Source organism: Ancylobacter lacus (assembly GCF_018390635.1).
Classification (GTDB): domain Bacteria; phylum Pseudomonadota; class Alphaproteobacteria; order Rhizobiales; family Xanthobacteraceae; genus Ancylobacter; species Ancylobacter lacus.
Map to the genome: position 1 here is coordinate 1 of NZ_JAHBGE010000049.1, position 15,277 is coordinate 15,277.

Genomic DNA, 15,277 nt, shown 5'->3' on the forward strand with positions numbered 1-15,277 from the left:
CAACCGACACCGCCGCGCGCCTGCTGGTGTGCGCCGCCCTGCTCGCCGCGATCGTCGCCGCGATCGCTTCCGTCCTCACCCATCTGCCTCAGGTGCACTGATGTCCCAGCCCTTCGGCCGCGATCCCTACAGCTTCGACGGCGACAACCGCCCGGCCCGCCTGCGCGGTCGGGAAGGCGTCGTGATCCTCGACGAGTTCGCCGGTTTCGGCGACGCGCCTGCACCGCGGCGGGAATACCTGCCGGCGCTGGATTTCCCGATCGAGCCCGGCGCGGCGCCTCGCCGCCCGCTCTGGCGCGTCATCGCGATCGGCGCCGCGCTGGTGCTCGGCTCGCTCGCGGTCGTGGCGGCGATGGCCTGGGGGCTGATGCGTGTCTTCGAATGGGCGCTGGGGCTGTGAGCATGGATCGCAACTGGATCGAGCTGCCGGGTGAAGTCTACATCCGCGCCGAGATGGTTTTTCTCGGGCCGCCGATCATCGCGGCTGCCCAGGCGGCGCCGCGCGACGGCATGATCGCGCGGCTGGATACGTGGCAGCGCGAGCAGAGCAAGGCCACAGCCGACGCTGTGACCTCGCAGGAGGTCGATGCCATTCTCGCACGCCTCTATGGCATCGTCAGGGGTTAGCGATGCCGTGGAATACTCCGGTCACCAATTCGTCTGCGCCTTCCAAGATCGCAACGTGGCTTTGCAGCCTTCCCGTCATAGCGCTCTGGATTTCTCGACGAATTTCGTCTCGCCATGCGGCGACCCCGGCTTTGTCGACCCCGTGCAGCTCGGCCATCAGCCGATATAGCTGCCGAAGCACCACCACGGTTGCCATTTCAGTCCCGATGTCGCCGGGGTTCATTCCTTCTTTCAGCACTTCCTCTTCCTCCGACTCGTTTTCCCAAATCCGAGTGTCGGGGAAGCGCGCCACCTGCGCCAGTGGTGGGGCGGCGGGGCTACCCGCATCCTCCCTCGACTCCGCCGGGCGGCCGACATCCGCGCCGTCCGCCCGGCGCCTTTCCGGGGGGGGGCGATGAGTAAGCGCCCCGTCTGGTCCTGGGCGGATGTCGCGCCGAAGGCAAAGGCTGCGGCCCCGGCCGCGGCTGTCCCGCCGGCAACGGCACCCATGAGCACCTTGGCGCAAATGGTCAGCGCACCGCGGCAGTCGGAGCCGGGCGCTGCGGTGGGGTCGCGACCTGCCGCATCCCGGGAGGGTGGCCACCCTCGTGCCGGTTCGAATCCGGCAGGTGCTCGCTCCGTTGCCGGCAGGACAGCCGCGACGCCGGCGGACGTCGAAGACGTCGAGATGCTGGTGGTGCTCGATCCGGCGACGTACCGCCGGCTCTCCGCGCTCGCCGCGGCGGCGGGACAGAGCTGCGCGAGCTGCGCCGCATCGCTCCTGCGGGCCGTCGTCGAGGACGATGCGGCCGCCCATGGCGAGGTGGCCTGACATGTCGCCCCGCCGCGATACTCACACGCTCGACCTGTTCGCCTGGGAGCCGCCGACCGTGGTCGAGCGCTTCGCGGAGCCGAGCGTGCGCGCGGCGAGCTGGCGGGACCGTGTGGCGCGGGCAGTGCGCGAGACGCTGGACGCGACGAAAATGCCGCGCGACGCGGTGGCAGAAGAGATGTCCGCCTGGCTCGGCGAGGACGTGCCCCGCGCCATGCTCGACGCCTATGCCAGCCTTGCCAAGAGCGAGCACACCATCTCGTTTTTGCGCGTCATCGCGCTGGGTGTGGTGACCGGCGACCCCCGCCTCCTGCAGCTCGCCGCCGAGACGCTTGGCCGCGCGGTGATCGAGAGCCGCTATGTCGGCGCCATCGAGGAGGCGATGGCGGTGGAGGCCATCGAGCAGATGGAGCGGGTCCGTCGTCAGGGCCGCCGCCGCTGGAAAGGTGGCGGGCGATGAGGACGGTGACGATCGCCGAGATTGCCGCAGCCCTGCAGCAGGACCGCACAAGCGCGCTGCGCAAGGCGAACGCTGACAACTGGCTATTTACCGAGGAAACGGGTCGGGGCGGACGCCGCCGTCTCTATCATTTCCGATCCTTGCCCCCGAAAATCCAGGCCGCACTCGATGCCGCCGAGCTGGCCCGGCTGCGGGCGAGCCTCGCCCTCGCGCCGGCACCCGCCCCGGCGCCGGCGCCATCGGCCCCCAGCCTCCCGCTCGCCGATGGCCCCAATGCCACGAAGCGCCGGGACGCCAAGGCCACCATCTTCGCGGCGGTGCAGGAGCTGAAGGCCGCCAGCGGCTATTCCGACACACGCGCCTACGCCGCCTTTTCAGCGCTCTATGCCCATGCGGCGCTGGAGGTGAAGGCCGGGCGCGCCCCGGTGGGGCCGGCCGCGGTCTCGGGGCTGCCGGCATGGGTGTTCAACGCGGTGCCAAAGCTCTCCGCCCGCACCCTGCTGCGCATCTGCCAGACCGTGCGGCGCGGCGACCTGCAGGCCCTCAAGGGACACCACCACAACAGGCGCGGCACGGGCGTGCTGGACATCGCCATAGACCCCACCGGGGTCCTGCCCGGCGCCGGCGCGGTCTCGAGGGCCATCCTCACTCTGATCACGGAGCAGCCGCACCTGTCGGGCCGCGCGCTGCGCGACCAGATCATCGGCAATTTCGGGCCGGAGCTGGTGCTGCCGAGCGGCGAAGTGGTGGAGATGCCCTCGATCCGGCTGTTCCAGTTGCATGTCGCCAAGCTGAAGCAGCGGCATGAAAGCCTGATCCTCAACATCACCAATCCCGACGCCTGGCGCTCGAAGCGCCAGATGGCGTTCGGCGAGCAGTTCACCGGCGCCGGTCTCAACGACATCTGGCAGATCGATGCCTCGCCGGCCGACGTGCTGACGCTGGACGGGCGCTATTCGGTCTATGTGCTGATCGACCTCTGGTCGCGGCGCATCATGGTGCTGGTCACCCGCACGCCCCGCGCGGCCGCGGTGATCGCGCTGGTGCGCCGGGCGCTGCTGGCCTGGGGCGTGCCGACCACGATCAAGACCGACAACGGCTCGGATTTCGTCGCCAAGGCCACCAGGGCGGTGCTGGCGTCGCTGAAGATCGAGCATCAGCTTTCCCCGGCCTTCACGCCTACCGACAAGGGCCATGTCGAGCGTGTCATCCACACGCTGCAGCATGATTTCGGCCCGCTGCAACCGGGCTTCATCGGCCACAACGTCGCCGACCGCGCCGCCATCGAGGCGCGGCGTTCCTTCGCCGCCCGGCTCGGCGACCACGACGAGCGCAACGCCTTCTGCGTCCAGCTCGACCCGTTCGAGCTGCAGCGCCGGCTCGATGCCTGGGCGGAGATCGCCTATGCGCACCGGGAGCACGAGGGCCTCGACGGGCTGACGCCGGCGGCGAAGGCCGCGCAATATGACGGCGCCACCCGCCCCACCTGATCGCCTACTACGCCGAGCGCGTGCCGATGCATCGCGGGCGTTGGGAGCCGGAGGGCTCCACCGCCACCGACTATCTGTGGGTGTGCTGGGTCAAGGGCGCCGATCCGCTTCCGCCCATGTGGATCCCGCCGGGTCAGCGTACCGCCCTGCATCGGGTCGACGACGTGGCGCGCTGGTGCAAGCCCGCGGCGATCCCGCTTTTCGAGGGGGATAGCGAGCCATGACGCTGATCCGTCAGGTGCCGGTGCCCGATCCGACCAGCGCCATGCTGGAGGAGCCGGCCGAACGCCGACAGATGGCGCACGACCTGCGGTGCGCCAATCCCCGGCGCCTGGTGACGTGGCGCGGCTTCACGGTCGCCGGGCGCCACGTCAACCCGTACCGGGACTTCGCCCATGCGGTGCAGGCCGGCCGACCCAGGGATCAGCAGATCGCCGAGCTGCTGATCGGTGACATCTTTGCCGATGCGCTGCTCGCCGATGGCACGCACATCGTGCCGCTCGCGGGAGCCTCATGATGTCCCGCGCGCTCCCGGCCTCGCCCGCGCTGCCGCCCCTCCTCGCCTGGGAGATGGCGAAGCAGCTGCGGAGCCTGCGGGCGGAGCGCGAGGGGCTGCTTGCCCGGCTGCAGCGGATCGACCCGCGCAGCACCCGGCGGCTGGCGATCGAACGCCAGCTCGCCGCTCTCACAACCGACATCCTTGCCGCCGAGGTGCGGCTCAACGGAGGCACTGGCCCATGATCCACATTCCCGCCTCGCGCCAGCAGATCGGCGCCATCCACGCCGAAAAGGCCCGCATCGGGCTCGATGATGAGACCTATCGCGACGTCATGCAGCGCGAGACCGGATGCCGGTCCTCGACCGACCTCACGGCGTCCGCCGCCGGCCGGCTGCTCGACCACATGCGGGCGCAGCCGGGCCGCGCACCCGGCGTTCAACGCCGTTCAGGGGCCGTTGAACGCCCGGTGAAGCCGGCGTCAAGAGGCGGGCGGCTGGACGGTACCTACGGCCACAAGCTCCAGGCGCTGTGGATCTCCGGCTACAATCTCGGCGTGGTGCAGGACCGCTCCGACAAAGCGTTGCTCGCCTTCGTCGAAAAGCAGACCGGCGTTTCGCACACCCGGTTCCTGCAGGACCATCGCGCGGCCGCGAAGGCCGTCGAGGCCATCAAGGACTGGCTGACGCGCGAGGCCGGCGTGGCGTGGGGTGCGTCCAATCAATCGCGCGCCCAGAAGGTGGCGGTCTATTACACCCAGCGCCGCCGGCTCGATGCGCTCGGCGTCGCCTATGACGACCTGCCGCTTCCCAACGATGCGTCGTCGGAGGAACTGACGCAGCTCATGCGGCTCATGGGCGACCGGCTGCGCAAGGCGATGGGACTGTCGCCGGCTCCGGCGAAGCGCGGGAAGGCGGTGGCGTCATGAGCGAGGGGTTCGCGTGGACCGATCTCGGCGCGCGCTGCTCCTCCGGCAAGGCGGAGGGCGATGCACGTGCGGAGATCTGGCCGAGCGGCGACTGGCTTGGAAGCGCCGGCCGGGGCCGGCTGGTGGTCAAGGTGGCGGTGCCCGGCGTGCCGAGCAGCTACAGCCAAGCCGACGACATGGCGTCCGCGCAACGCCGCGCCGGCGAGCTGCTGGCCGAGGCACGCGCCGAGCTTCGCGCGAGGGCGAGGGCGAGTCGATGAAGTCCTTCTCGCTAACCGACATTCGCCGTGAGAACGATCGGCTGCGTGCCGAAAATGAGAGGCTCGTCGAGCAGGTCGCGGGTTATCGGGCGATGCTGGACGGTGATGCGCCGCTCCCGCCCGACTGGCGGCTCACCAAGACGGAGACGGCGCTGCTTCGGGTGCTGGCGTCAGGCCGCCTCTACAGCGTCCGATTGATCATGGACGCCCTGTACTGGCGCAGGACGAATGAAGTGCCTTACGACGACATCGTTGGCGTGTATGTCTGCAGGATAAGAAAGAAACTCCGCCCTCTCGGCATCGATATCATTACTGTTTCCGGCCAAGGTTACTATCTGCCAGCCGCGAGCCTGCAGCGCGTCCGCGATGCGCTGGGAGGTGGCGCCCCATGACGCCGCTCACTCTCGACGATCTCACCCGGGACGAGCTGCTGGCCTGGATCCGCGAGCGCGCGATGTTCATGCGGGTGCAACAGTCCGACCTGCTGTGGGTCCGCCATCAGTCGCTTGCCGACAAGGCACGCGAGCTGGGCGACAAGCAGCTTGAGGTGATGGCGGCCCATACCCGCGCCATGAGTGCCTGGATGGCAGGACTGCAGGATAAGACCGCGCCGCGCAAAAAGTTGGCGCTGGAGAAGGCGTGCCTTGACGCAAAGGATGCCCTTACCCGCGCCGCGCGCGCCTATGACCGCGCCCGCGCGGCCGAGCGGACCTGCTGGGACGAGTTTCAGAAGCTTTGGGAGGCGGAACGCGCGACATGAAGCCGGCCGCCCCGACTCTGAACATCGATATCCCGGCGCAGGTCGAGCCCTATGTGCGCGCGCTCGGTATCGATGGTGCCATCGCGTTCCTGCTCGCGTTCGGGGGCGGCCCGACCTACATCGCCCGCCGGCCGGAGCAGAACAGTGCCGTCCGCGACGTCATAGGCGAGGACGGCATCCGCGCCCTCGCCACCCAGATCCAAGGCCGGATCGCCCGCGTCCCTCTTGCCAAGCCATGGATCGCCCGGGTGCGCTTTGCGCAGGACGTCGCGATCGTGCAGATTGCGCGTGAGCTGCATGTGTCGGACGAGACCGTCCGCAAATGGCTGGTCGACGAGCGCGCCGAGCGCCTGCGGCAGCTCTCGCTCCCGTTTTAACCCGGGTCCGGTCCCTCACCGTGGGGAGCATGACCCGCGCGGTTATGCTGCGATCTTCGGGCTCTCGCATCGCGCGCGGAGCCCCCATGCCATTCTGGATCGCGTTCCCTTTAGCCATCGGCCTGCTGCCTCCGGTTGTCGGAGCCGTCGCCGGAGGCATCTCCTATGCTGTGCTCGACCTGACCGGCGATCGCTCCAATGCAGGCGAGCGCGCGTGGGAAACGGGCATCATCTTCGCGCTGATGGTTTTCATCGCGCTGGTCGGGCTTGGCCTGCTGCTGCGCGTGGAGGCGTAGGCCATGGTGCCGCTTCCCCTTTGCTTCCTCGCCACGGAATGCGTGCTCCTGCTGGTCGGCATGCTCGGCGACACCGCCGCGCGGGTCGGCCTCGCCATCGGCCTGCCGGGCGGAGTGCTGCACCGGCGCTGGCGGCCGTCCGATGCGCCCCGCCTCATCTCGCGTCCGGCCTGGACCATGGTCGGGAGCTTCGTCGGCGGGCTGCTGCTCTTCGTGCTCGTCTGGCTGGGAGGTCACTGACATGGACATCCGCGATATCCAGCGGCGGCTGATCGCGCTCGGCTACGATCTCGGCCCGGCCGGGGCCGATGGCGTGCTCGGCCGCCGCACCACCGCGGCCGTCGCGCAGTTCCAGGCTGCCGCCGGGCTGGTGGTCAAATGGCCCGGCACGATCAGCGCCGTTACGCAGGCGGCCCTGATCGCCCGCACCAGGGACGTCGCTGTCGCGCCGGACGCCCGGCTGGTGCTGCCGTGGATGGCGGAGGCCTCGCGCCGGATGGGTCTGCATGAGCGCGAGGACAATGCCACGCTCAAGGCGTGGCTGCGCAGCGACGGCCGCACGGTCGGCGACCCTGCCCGGCTGCCGTGGTGTGGGGACTTTGTCGAGACCTGCATAGCGCTCGGCCTGCCGCATGAGCCGCTGCCGGCGAACCCCTATCTCGCCCGCAACTGGCTCACATTCGGCCTGTCGGTCAGCCCGACGCCCGGTGCGGTGATGGTGTTCTGGCGCGGGTCGCGCGCCGGGACGGATGGCCATGTCGCTTTCTATCTCGGCGAGAACGCCAGCCAGTACCGCATTCGCGGCGGCAATCAGGCCGACGAGGTGTCCGACACCTGGATCGCCAAAGACCGGCTTCTCGGCGCCCGCTGGCCCACCACTTTCGACCTCCCTTCGATCGGCGCGAACGTGATCAGCGGGTCCGGCGCCAGCTCCACCAACGAGGCCTGACCATGATGTCCCGCGTCCTTTTCGCCGCCCTTCTGCTCGCCGCCGGCACGGGCTGCGCCTTCGCCGGCGACACGCTGGTCTCCGCGGCGCCGCTGGTCGATCTGGTGACGCCGTGGATCACGGCCGCCGCTTCCGGCGCCGTGCTGGCGTTCCTGACCTGGCTCGCGGGAGCGCTCCGCACCCGCTTCGGCATCGACCTCGACCAGCGTCACCGCGACGCGCTCCACCTCGCGCTGACCACCGGCGTCACCAGTGGGCTCCGCCGGCGTCACCGTCGCGCCGTCGACGATCATCCGGGCTCCCGGCGGGCTCGGACACGGCCGGCTCATCGGCGATCGCCGCACAGCCATGTTCAGGGGACGATGATCATGTGGGGCTGGCTCAAGGGGTGGTTCCGCGAGGCGGATGCCGATGCCGATCCGGCCGGCGCCGACCCGGCCGGAGCCACCGTGACGGACGATGACAGCGGCTGGCGCCCGCTGTCATCGACAAAGCGCGACCTCAACCCGGTGACCCAGCGGCGCATGCAGGAGCTGGCGCACCACGCCTGGGAGCAGCACAGGCTCGCGAACCGGCTGGTCGAGTTGCCTCTCGCCTTCATTCTCGGCGACGGGGTGTCGGTCACCTGCGACAACGAACAGGCCCAGAGCTGGCTGAAGGAATGGTGGTGCGATCCCATCAACCGCTTCGACCTCAATCTGGAAAAGCGCGTACGCGAGCTCGCCCTGTTCGGGGAACAGGTCATTGTCGTCTTCACGACGGCGGCGGGTCTGGTGCGCCACGGCGCGATCGACCCCACGCGTATCAGCCGGGTGGTGATCGACCCTGACAATGCCGCGCTGCCGATCGGTGTGGAGGTCGGCTGCGAAGGGGCCGATCTCAAGACCTATCGCGTCATCCTCGAAGGCCGCGACGACGACATCCTGACGCCGGCGGCGATCGCTTTGCGCGCGGCGATGACGGCCGGCGACTGCCATTTCTGGCGGGTCAACGACCTGCTCACCGGCACCCGGGGACGCTCCGACCTGCTCTCTGCGATCGACATCGCCGATGCCTACACCCAGCTGATCTTCGGCGAGGTGGAACGGGCCGCGGCGCTGCGGACGGCGATCTGGGATGTCACCGTCACCGGTGCCACCCCGGAGCAAATAGCCGAACGTGCCGCCTCGATCGCGCCGCCCCGCCCGATGTCGGTGCGCGTGCATAACGAGGCGGAGAAATGGGAATCGATCAGCCCGAAGCTTGAGGCGGCCGACGCCTCCGAGACCCTTCGCGTCGTGCGCAACGAGGTGCTCGGCGGCGGCACCATACCTGAACACTGGTACGGCGGCGGCGGCGACGTCAATCGCGCCACGGCGGCGGAGATGGACGAACCCACCTACAAGATCTTCCGCCGGCGCCAGCTGCTGTGGCAAGCGATCATCGAGGCGGAGGCGCGTCATGCGATCCGCCAGCGCCTGCGTGCGACCGGTCAGGATGCCTCGGTCCTGCCCGATGATATGATGCCTCGCGCCGAATTCCCCGAAATGCAGTCGGTGGACGTCTCCCGCTATGCCCAGGCGCTGGCGCAGGTGGTGGCCGCGGCCGCCTCGGCCGTCGATCGGGGGCTGCTCAGCGAGGAGACCGCCGTCCAGCTCATCGCCTCGATCGCCGGCAAGCTCGGCGTGGAGATCGACGCCGGTGCCGAACTGGAAGCCGCCCGGGTCGCTCGGGACAAGCGGCAGGCCGACGACGTGTTCCGGCCGCCGCCGGCGGCCGCGGCGGATCCGGCGGACGATCTGCCGCCGGAGAGCCCGATGCCGGCTGACGGAGCCGCCGGCACGGCGGTCCCGCGGGCCGACTGATGGACGATCGGGAGCGGGAACGGCGGTTCCGGCGCGAACGGCGGGCGCAGCTCGCTCGCTCGGTGCTGATCCAGAGCGAGACGTATAACGAGATCGTCCATTACCTCACGATCGCCCGCAATCGCGTCCTCGCCGCGCTGGCGGGGACGCCGACGCAGTTCGAGACCTGGCGGCTCGGCCAGCTGCAGGTCGAGGTGCGGCGCGCGCTGGAGGCTTTCGAGCGCGGCGCGACCGACGTGCTGATGACCGGCATCGACCGCTCCTGGGCGGCGGGCTCGGATCTCGTCACCGCACCGCTCGCCGCTGGCGGCATCGACATCGGGGGACGGCTGCCGGCACTCGACCTGAGGCTGCTCACGGCCCTGAAGTCCTTCCAGACCGACCGGATCCGCGACATCTCGACGACCACGGTCAACAAGGTCAATCAGGAGATCGGTCAGGCGGCGATCGGGGTGCAGAGCCCTTTCGCCGCGGCACAGAAGGTGGGCGAATTGATCGATGCGCCCGCTGCCCGTGCCCGCACCATCGTGCGGACCGAACTCGGCACCGCCTATTCCGAGGCCGGCCAGCAGCGCATGGAACAGGCGGTCAAACTCGGTGTCACGGGTCTCCAGAAGCAGTGGCGCCGGTCGGGCAAGCTGCACCCGCGCATCACCCACGAGCTGGCGGATGGCCAGATCGTCGATGTCGACAAGCCGTTCCGGGTTGGCGGCATCGACATCATGAAGCCGCGCGATCCCGCGCTCGACCCGAAAGACCGCATCAACTGCGGCTGCTCGTCCCTGCCATTCATGCGGCACTGGCGCGTCTCCACGCCTGGCGCAAAGCCCTATAGCGCCGAAGAGCTGGCCCGCTCGCAGGTGGCGCGCGTGGCCGAGGAGGTGCGGGCGGCGCCGACGCCCACACCGGTCTCCGCCGAGCTGCCGCCTCGCAGCTTCGCGAGCCCGATCGAGGAGCATTACGTGTTGCAGCGCGAGTATGCAGCATGGGCCGGCTCGCTGGCACGGGAAGAGCGTCATGCGATCAACGTCTACAAGACCTCGGCCGGTTACACGATCAATGAGGCCCTGCGCAAGGATGCCGTCAGCCCGGCGATCGAACGGCATATCGCCAGCCTCGACGCGGCTCTGTCGACCGCCCGTCTGCCGGCGCCGACGCGGCTCTGGCACGGCGAAGGCCCGCAATCACCGAACCTCAAGCTGCGCCCGGGCGATGTCAGCGCCCCGGCCGCGGGCTATTTCTCGTCCTCGATCCGCCGCGAGATGGCGCAGGGAAATGCCGATGGGGGGATCATTGTCGAATTTGTGCTGCCGGCAGGATATCCTGCCGCCTATATCAACGGCGTGCCGTTCCCGATCGACGACACGATCCGCGCGGCCAATGTGCGCGGCATCGCCGCGCTCGCGTCTGGCGAGGGGCGCGTGCCTGCCCGCTTCGATTATGGGGGGGCGGACATCTGCGTCCTCGCTTATCGGCTCGACGGCGGAATTCTCACCATCGTGTCGACGGCCGGCCGCAAGTACCGCATCGACGGCGTGACCGGTGGCGTGATCGACGCCGATACCGGCGTGGAGCTGCTGTGATGCCGCGCTCCCGTCAGGTCCTTGGCACGTTCCGCGAGGCCGAACCTGTCGCCGGCGAGAGCTTCGCCGGCGCCGGCGCGGTGCTGGAGGCGCAGGAGGGAAACCGGTTCCGGGTCCGCATCATCCGGGCCGGCGTTTCCGGCAACGGCAATTACTATCCCGACGCCGCCCTGCGCGAGGGCGCGCCGCTGTTCGAGGGTGCGCGCGTCATCGTGAAGCCGGACGCCGAGCACCTGGCCTTGCGTGGCAAGGACCCGCGCGCCGTGCTTGGCCGCATCTCCGGCGTGAACTTCGTTCCCGGCGCGTCGCCCGACACCGGCACGCTGGAGGCGACCTTCGAGGCGCTCAATCCCGCCGATCCCATGGTCGTCAATCTGCGCGAGGCGATATCGCGCGGCATGAGCAACCTGTTCGGGCTCTCGATCGACGCCCGCGGCACCTACCAGACCGTCAATGGCGTCCGCCGCGTCGGCCGCTTCACCAAGGTCAATTCCGTCGACCTGATCGTCGAGCCCGGCGCGGACGGCCGCGTGCTCGACGTGCTGGAGGCCGAGCCTTCAGCCGTTCCCCCCACCACCCAGGATGAGACGATGCCCCGCTGGCTCCTGCTCAAGCTCCTCAAGACGCATCGCCCGGCCTATCTGGCGGGCAAGGACGAGGCCCAGCTCACCGAGGCCCAGCTCGTCGAGGCACTCGGCGAAGCGCTGAACGAGGCGGCGCCGCCGGCCTCTCCCCCGGTCGCCCCGCCGGCAGGACTGACCCGCGAGGACCTCGCCCAGGTGCTGGCGGTGGTCGAAGCGCGCCATGGCGCGCGCGAGCAGGTCTCCCGGGCGACGCTGCCGGAAGCCGCCCGCACCCGGGTGCTGGAGCTGCTGGAGGCGCGCGGCGACTATTCGCCGGCGACGGTGACGGCGGCGATCTCCGCCGAGCAGGCCTATATCGCGCCGCTCATGCAGGCCGGCCGGGTGCAGGGGCTCGGCGCGGTCTCGCGCATCGAGACGGGCGAGACGCGGGCCGACAAGGTGCGCGCCATGCTGGAGGCGTTCTTCGACCCGACCCACAAGGACCACCGCCACGCCCGGTCGATCAAGGAGTGCTACGTCGCGATCACCGGCGATACCCGCGTCACCGGCCAGCTCGCCAACTGCGACGAGGGCCTCATGCGCGAGGCGCTGGACAGCACCTCGCTCGACGTCGTCCTCGGCGACTCGATCACCCGGCGCATGCTGGCGGACTATCGGGCGCAGTCGCAGTTCGATGTCTGGCGTCTGCTGACCGGGGCTCCGGTGCCGATCAGCGATTTCCGGGTGCAGCAGCGCACCCGCTTCGGCGGGTATGGCAACCTGCCGATCGTCGCCGAGCGCGGTGCCTATCAGCCGGTCACCTCTCCCGACGATGAAAAGGCGCAGTACAGCGTCGCCAAGCGCGGCGGGACCGAAAGCATCTCGCTGGAAATGATCAAGAACGATGACGTCGGCGTCATCCAGCGCATCCCGCAGCGCCTGTCCCGCGCGGCGAAGCGTACCCTCGCCCAGTTCGTGCTCGACTTCCTGCGGACCAATCCCGTCATCTACGACACCAAGACGCTGTTTCACGTCGACCACAACAACCTGTTCACCGCGGCGCTCGACGCCGGCAGCTACGCCGCCGCGCGCCTCGCCATGCTCAAGCAGGCGGAGGCGGGCTCGAACGAACGCCTCAGCATCGCGCCGAAATATCTCTGGGTCTCCGCCGATGGCGAGCAGGTCGCCGCGGACCTGTTCCGCCGCGATACCAATCTCGACGAGACCTTCGTCCAGTCGCTCAAGCCGACCATCGTGCCGGTTTTCTACTGGACGGATGCGAACGACTGGTGCGTGTCGGCCGATCCGGCCGATATTCCGACCGTCGAGATCGGGTTCCTCGACGGCAACGAGGAGCCGGAGCTTTTCGTCCAGGACAGCCCGTCGGTCGGCTCGATGTTCACCAACGACGTGCTGACGTGGAAGCTGCGGCACATCTATGGCGGCAACGTCATGGATTATCGCGGCCTCGCCAAGTCCGTCGTGGCCTGATCGGCGAGGGCGACATGCTCGCGGATTACCAGGCGCTTGTCGGCGATCTCGTGCGCGATGTGGTGGGGCGCCTCGGCGAGGCGTCCCGAGACCGCGCCATCGGGCTCGCCTGTACGGCAAGGACCGGCCGCGCAGCCGCGTGTCCGACCTCGCCGTACAGGCGAACCCGGCGCCGCGCCATCTCGACCTCCCGGAGGGCTGGTCACCGGGCGAATCCGCTCCGACCGCGATCGAATATCCGATCGGCCATGTGCCCCCCTGCCATTTGCCCGGTCACACCTGGGCGCTGATCGAGACCCCGGCCGGCGATGTGATCGGGCTGCCGCGCCACGTCCCCGAAGGCGCCACCTGTCGCCTTACCTGGTCGCTACCCCACGTCGTCGATGGGTCGGCGGACACCATCCCCGCGCGCGACCGGGAAGCCGTCGCGCAATATGCCGCCGCCGTGCTGCTGGACCAGGTCGCCGCGATGACCTCCGGCGACCAGTCGAGCCTGATCGTCGCCGATGCCGTGGATCATGGCGTCTCCGCGCCGAACTACGCCGAGCGCGCCCGCACCGCGCGCAAGCGCTATCACGACTTGCTCGGCATCGATCCCAAGCGGGTGCAGGCCGCCTCCGTCACGGTCAATCCGCCGCTGCCGTCGACCACCAGGTATGGGCGCCTGCTGTTTCGGGGGCGCCGCGGATGATCGAGCCGACCCTCATCAGCACGAATTTCCCGGTCATCGACGCGCGGCTCTCCGCGGCGCCGGACATCCTTCTCGAGGAGATGGTCCCGGGGGTGGTCGAAGGTCAGCTCCTGCTGGAGCGGGAAATCCGCGAGCGCACGCCGACGTCCGGCGCCGGGACGCTTCGCGACTCGATCGGCGCCCTGCCGGTTGTGGTGGCCCAGCCGGTCATCACGGGCGATGTCGGCACCTCCCTGTCCTATGCCCAGCCGGTCGAACTCGGTTCGCGCCCGCACATGCCGCCCGTCGAGCCGCTGGTGGACTGGGTGCGGCGCAAGCTCGGCAAAAGAGGCAAGGAGGGTCGCGGCATTGCCTTCGCCATCGCCCGCAAGATCGCCAAAGAAGGCACTCCCGCCGTGCATATGTTCGAGGAGGGGCTGAAGGCGACGCAGGCCCAGATCCAGCAGCTGCTGGCGGAGGCCGCGGCGCGCGGCGTCGTGAGGGCCGGGCAATGAGCACGGCCGCGATCCGCGATGCACTGACGGGGTTGCTGGAAGCCATTCCAGACATCGGCCGTGTGCATGCCTATGAGCGCTTCGCTGCGAGCGAAAAGGCGTTCATCGAGCTTTACACCGCGGATGGACGGGTGCGCGGCTGGCGGGTGAGCCGGGTCAATGCGCGCCGGCGCCGCCTCGCCTCCGGCGCGACGCTCGTCACCAGCCGCTGGGCGATCATCGGCCTGCTGGCCGTAGTCGATGGGGATCAGTCCGAGATCGTCGCCGGCGCCCTCGCGGACGCCATTGTCGCGGCCGAGCGGGTCGACCCGACACTGGGCGGCATCGTGCGCGGGCTGCCGGTCGATGGCGCGAGCGGACTGCAGCTCCTCGGGATCGAGCCAGTGATGTTCGCGGGTGTGCTTTGCCATCGCGTGGCGTTGCAGCTCGACGTGCAGACCATCGAGGCGGCGCCGAACGGCGATCTGGAGCTGATCGACAACGCCGCCGGACGGCTGATCGGGGCCGTGGTCGACCGGCTCGGTGCGCAAACCGGCGGATTCTTCGGGACGATCGAGGGCCGCCTCGCCTGGGACCCGGAGGATGTGCCGCCCGGTCTGTCCGCTCTGGTGATCCCTGTCGCCGACCGGGCTCAACCGAACCCGGAGACGATCCAGGCGCGCCAGCGGGTCGACCGTTCGATCGCCGTCATTGTCGTGGCACCGGCGGACTTCACCGCGGCGCAGGGCGCGCTTGCCGCCGGAGGGCTGGAGGCGCTGCGCGATCTGGTCCGTTCGGCCCTGCTGGGCTGGGGAGACGGGCCGGCCGGCGTGGTCGACGTCCCGCTGCTCTATGCCGGCGGCGGGCCCGTCGATGTGGCTGCCGGCTACATCGCGTGGCGCGACGTCTTCACCCCGTCCATCTACATCGAGGAGTGATCCATGTCGCACACTGCCGTGCCGACCGTCGCTGCCGGCCGCATCGTCCACTACGTGCTGCCGGCCGGCAGCAAGCGGGCCGGCGAGGTCCGCCCGGCCATCATCGTGCGGCCGTGGTCGCAGATTTCCGACGATCTGTCGGGGCTGGTGAACCTGCACATCTTCCTCGACGGCACCAACGACGTGGGCGAGCAGGCCCACGCCTATTCCGCCTACTACTCGGCCGATCGCGAGCCGGGG

23 protein-coding genes and 1 tRNA gene are annotated in these 15,277 nt (G+C 69.5%); 23 read left to right on the plus strand and 1 reads right to left on the minus strand.

Features of this window, described 5'->3' with window-relative positions; all coding sequences use genetic code 11:
- The first annotated feature begins 100 nt into the window (after nucleotides 1–100).
- Both KHC27_RS12395 and KHC27_RS12400 read left to right on the plus strand, forming a co-directional pair.
- Nucleotides 101–400: a hypothetical protein gene (locus KHC27_RS12395; RefSeq protein WP_213339593.1), complete on the plus strand. Its 300-nt coding sequence runs from the start codon at nucleotides 101–103 to the stop codon at nucleotides 398–400.
- A 2-nt stretch (nucleotides 401–402) separates the two neighbouring features.
- Entirely contained in the window at nucleotides 403–627 is a 225-nt protein-coding gene (locus KHC27_RS12400) for a hypothetical protein (RefSeq protein ID WP_213339601.1), read from the plus strand.
- Here the strand turns inward: KHC27_RS12400 and KHC27_RS12405 are convergent.
- Nucleotides 617–865, minus strand: coding sequence for a hypothetical protein (locus KHC27_RS12405; protein ID WP_213339609.1), 249 nt, complete (start codon nucleotides 863–865; stop codon nucleotides 617–619). The genes KHC27_RS12400 and KHC27_RS12405 overlap by 11 nt on opposite strands.
- Nucleotides 866–1,117: 252 nt before the next feature.
- Between KHC27_RS12405 and KHC27_RS12410 the strand changes: the two genes are divergently transcribed.
- The 21 genes from KHC27_RS12410 to KHC27_RS12510 all read left to right on the plus strand — a co-directional run.
- A tRNA-OTHER gene (locus KHC27_RS12410) sits at nucleotides 1,118–1,241 on the plus strand.
- Nucleotides 1,242–1,294: 53 nt separating this feature from the next.
- Nucleotides 1,295–1,438 (plus strand): hypothetical protein, encoded by a 144-nt coding sequence (locus KHC27_RS12415; RefSeq protein WP_213339611.1) that lies wholly within the window; start codon nucleotides 1,295–1,297, stop codon nucleotides 1,436–1,438.
- Between the two features lies 1 nt (nucleotide 1,439).
- Nucleotides 1,440–1,898: a DNA transposition protein gene (locus KHC27_RS12420; protein WP_213339614.1), complete on the plus strand. Its 459-nt coding sequence runs from the start codon at nucleotides 1,440–1,442 to the stop codon at nucleotides 1,896–1,898.
- Entirely contained in the window at nucleotides 1,895–3,388 is a 1,494-nt protein-coding gene (locus KHC27_RS12425) for a DDE-type integrase/transposase/recombinase (protein WP_213339626.1), read from the plus strand. Before KHC27_RS12420 ends, KHC27_RS12425 begins: the two co-directional genes overlap by 4 nt.
- Nucleotides 3,389–3,608: 220 nt before the next feature.
- Entirely contained in the window at nucleotides 3,609–3,905 is a 297-nt protein-coding gene (locus tag KHC27_RS12430; protein ID WP_213339628.1) for a hypothetical protein, read from the plus strand.
- On the plus strand, nucleotides 3,905–4,129 hold the full coding sequence (locus KHC27_RS12435) for a hypothetical protein (protein WP_213339630.1): 225 nt from the start codon (nucleotides 3,905–3,907) through the stop codon (nucleotides 4,127–4,129). Before KHC27_RS12430 ends, KHC27_RS12435 begins: the two co-directional genes overlap by 1 nt.
- Nucleotides 4,126–4,812: a regulatory protein GemA gene (locus KHC27_RS12440; protein ID WP_213339632.1), complete on the plus strand. Its 687-nt coding sequence runs from the start codon at nucleotides 4,126–4,128 to the stop codon at nucleotides 4,810–4,812. The genes KHC27_RS12435 and KHC27_RS12440 overlap by 4 nt, the downstream gene beginning before the upstream one ends.
- A complete protein-coding gene (locus KHC27_RS12445) occupies nucleotides 4,809–5,072 on the plus strand; it encodes a hypothetical protein (RefSeq protein ID WP_213339634.1) in 264 nt (87 codons plus the stop codon). Before KHC27_RS12440 ends, KHC27_RS12445 begins: the two co-directional genes overlap by 4 nt.
- The gene (locus KHC27_RS12450) at nucleotides 5,069–5,464 is read left to right on the plus strand and encodes a winged helix-turn-helix domain-containing protein (protein WP_213339636.1); all 396 of its coding nucleotides are present in this window, start codon (nucleotides 5,069–5,071) and stop codon (nucleotides 5,462–5,464) included. Before KHC27_RS12445 ends, KHC27_RS12450 begins: the two co-directional genes overlap by 4 nt.
- On the plus strand, nucleotides 5,461–5,832 hold the full coding sequence (locus KHC27_RS12455) for a hypothetical protein (RefSeq protein ID WP_213339638.1): 372 nt from the start codon (nucleotides 5,461–5,463) through the stop codon (nucleotides 5,830–5,832). The genes KHC27_RS12450 and KHC27_RS12455 overlap by 4 nt, the downstream gene beginning before the upstream one ends.
- Complete coding sequence (locus tag KHC27_RS12460) at nucleotides 5,829–6,209, plus strand: hypothetical protein (protein ID WP_213339640.1); 381 nt, start codon at nucleotides 5,829–5,831, stop codon at nucleotides 6,207–6,209. Before KHC27_RS12455 ends, KHC27_RS12460 begins: the two co-directional genes overlap by 4 nt.
- Nucleotides 6,210–6,295: 86 nt before the next feature.
- Nucleotides 6,296–6,505, plus strand: a complete 210-nt coding sequence (locus tag KHC27_RS12465; protein ID WP_213339642.1) for a hypothetical protein — start codon at nucleotides 6,296–6,298, stop codon at nucleotides 6,503–6,505.
- Nucleotides 6,506–6,508: 3 nt separating this feature from the next.
- Entirely contained in the window at nucleotides 6,509–6,745 is a 237-nt protein-coding gene (locus KHC27_RS12470) for a hypothetical protein (protein ID WP_213339644.1), read from the plus strand.
- 1 nt (nucleotide 6,746) lies between these two features.
- Nucleotides 6,747–7,454, plus strand: coding sequence for an NlpC/P60 family protein (locus KHC27_RS12475; protein ID WP_213339647.1), 708 nt, complete (start codon nucleotides 6,747–6,749; stop codon nucleotides 7,452–7,454).
- Nucleotides 7,455–7,456: 2 nt separating this feature from the next.
- Nucleotides 7,457–9,298, plus strand: a complete 1,842-nt coding sequence (locus KHC27_RS12480; protein ID WP_213339649.1) for a hypothetical protein — start codon at nucleotides 7,457–7,459, stop codon at nucleotides 9,296–9,298.
- Complete coding sequence (locus KHC27_RS12485; RefSeq protein WP_213339651.1) at nucleotides 9,298–10,881, plus strand: ADP-ribosyltransferase; 1,584 nt, start codon at nucleotides 9,298–9,300, stop codon at nucleotides 10,879–10,881. The genes KHC27_RS12480 and KHC27_RS12485 overlap by 1 nt, the downstream gene beginning before the upstream one ends.
- Entirely contained in the window at nucleotides 10,881–12,935 is a 2,055-nt protein-coding gene (locus KHC27_RS12490; RefSeq protein ID WP_213339653.1) for a phage major capsid protein, read from the plus strand. The genes KHC27_RS12485 and KHC27_RS12490 overlap by 1 nt, the downstream gene beginning before the upstream one ends.
- A 139-nt stretch (nucleotides 12,936–13,074) precedes the next feature.
- On the plus strand, nucleotides 13,075–13,626 hold the full coding sequence (locus KHC27_RS12495) for a hypothetical protein (protein WP_213339655.1): 552 nt from the start codon (nucleotides 13,075–13,077) through the stop codon (nucleotides 13,624–13,626).
- Complete coding sequence (locus tag KHC27_RS12500) at nucleotides 13,623–14,120, plus strand: HK97 gp10 family phage protein (protein WP_213339657.1); 498 nt, start codon at nucleotides 13,623–13,625, stop codon at nucleotides 14,118–14,120. Before KHC27_RS12495 ends, KHC27_RS12500 begins: the two co-directional genes overlap by 4 nt.
- On the plus strand, nucleotides 14,117–15,037 hold the full coding sequence (locus tag KHC27_RS12505) for a phage tail terminator protein (RefSeq protein ID WP_213339659.1): 921 nt from the start codon (nucleotides 14,117–14,119) through the stop codon (nucleotides 15,035–15,037). Before KHC27_RS12500 ends, KHC27_RS12505 begins: the two co-directional genes overlap by 4 nt.
- A 3-nt stretch (nucleotides 15,038–15,040) precedes the next feature.
- Nucleotides 15,041–15,277: hypothetical protein (locus KHC27_RS12510; RefSeq protein WP_213339660.1), on the plus strand; the 237-nt coding region annotated here is incomplete at its 3' end.

What these genes read in the sequence shown, in the direction of transcription:
- KHC27_RS12500 (WP_213339657.1), top strand. Translation starts at nt 13,623, where the DNA reads ATGATCGAGCCGACCCTCATCAGCACGAATTTCCCGGTCATCGACGCG.
- KHC27_RS12420 (WP_213339614.1), top strand. Translation starts at nt 1,440, where the DNA reads ATGTCGCCCCGCCGCGATACTCACACGCTCGACCTGTTCGCCTGGGAG.
- KHC27_RS12430 (WP_213339628.1), top strand. Translation starts at nt 3,609, where the DNA reads ATGACGCTGATCCGTCAGGTGCCGGTGCCCGATCCGACCAGCGCCATG.
- KHC27_RS12450 (WP_213339636.1), top strand. Translation starts at nt 5,069, where the DNA reads ATGAAGTCCTTCTCGCTAACCGACATTCGCCGTGAGAACGATCGGCTG.
- KHC27_RS12445 (WP_213339634.1), top strand. Translation starts at nt 4,809, where the DNA reads ATGAGCGAGGGGTTCGCGTGGACCGATCTCGGCGCGCGCTGCTCCTCC.
- KHC27_RS12465 (WP_213339642.1), top strand. Translation starts at nt 6,296, where the DNA reads ATGCCATTCTGGATCGCGTTCCCTTTAGCCATCGGCCTGCTGCCTCCG.
- KHC27_RS12425 (WP_213339626.1), top strand. Translation starts at nt 1,895, where the DNA reads ATGAGGACGGTGACGATCGCCGAGATTGCCGCAGCCCTGCAGCAGGAC.
- KHC27_RS12395 (WP_213339593.1), top strand. Translation starts at nt 101, where the DNA reads ATGTCCCAGCCCTTCGGCCGCGATCCCTACAGCTTCGACGGCGACAAC.
- KHC27_RS12415 (WP_213339611.1), top strand. Translation starts at nt 1,295, where the DNA reads ATGCTGGTGGTGCTCGATCCGGCGACGTACCGCCGGCTCTCCGCGCTC.
- KHC27_RS12460 (WP_213339640.1), top strand. Translation starts at nt 5,829, where the DNA reads ATGAAGCCGGCCGCCCCGACTCTGAACATCGATATCCCGGCGCAGGTC.
- KHC27_RS12490 (WP_213339653.1), top strand. Translation starts at nt 10,881, where the DNA reads ATGCCGCGCTCCCGTCAGGTCCTTGGCACGTTCCGCGAGGCCGAACCT.
- KHC27_RS12475 (WP_213339647.1), top strand. Translation starts at nt 6,747, where the DNA reads ATGGACATCCGCGATATCCAGCGGCGGCTGATCGCGCTCGGCTACGAT.
- KHC27_RS12435 (WP_213339630.1), top strand. Translation starts at nt 3,905, where the DNA reads ATGTCCCGCGCGCTCCCGGCCTCGCCCGCGCTGCCGCCCCTCCTCGCC.
- KHC27_RS12455 (WP_213339638.1), top strand. Translation starts at nt 5,461, where the DNA reads ATGACGCCGCTCACTCTCGACGATCTCACCCGGGACGAGCTGCTGGCC.
- KHC27_RS12470 (WP_213339644.1), top strand. Translation starts at nt 6,509, where the DNA reads ATGGTGCCGCTTCCCCTTTGCTTCCTCGCCACGGAATGCGTGCTCCTG.
- KHC27_RS12440 (WP_213339632.1), top strand. Translation starts at nt 4,126, where the DNA reads ATGATCCACATTCCCGCCTCGCGCCAGCAGATCGGCGCCATCCACGCC.
- KHC27_RS12400 (WP_213339601.1), top strand. Translation starts at nt 403, where the DNA reads ATGGATCGCAACTGGATCGAGCTGCCGGGTGAAGTCTACATCCGCGCC.
- KHC27_RS12505 (WP_213339659.1), top strand. Translation starts at nt 14,117, where the DNA reads ATGAGCACGGCCGCGATCCGCGATGCACTGACGGGGTTGCTGGAAGCC.
- KHC27_RS12485 (WP_213339651.1), top strand. Translation starts at nt 9,298, where the DNA reads ATGGACGATCGGGAGCGGGAACGGCGGTTCCGGCGCGAACGGCGGGCG.
- KHC27_RS12480 (WP_213339649.1), top strand. Translation starts at nt 7,457, where the DNA reads ATGATGTCCCGCGTCCTTTTCGCCGCCCTTCTGCTCGCCGCCGGCACG.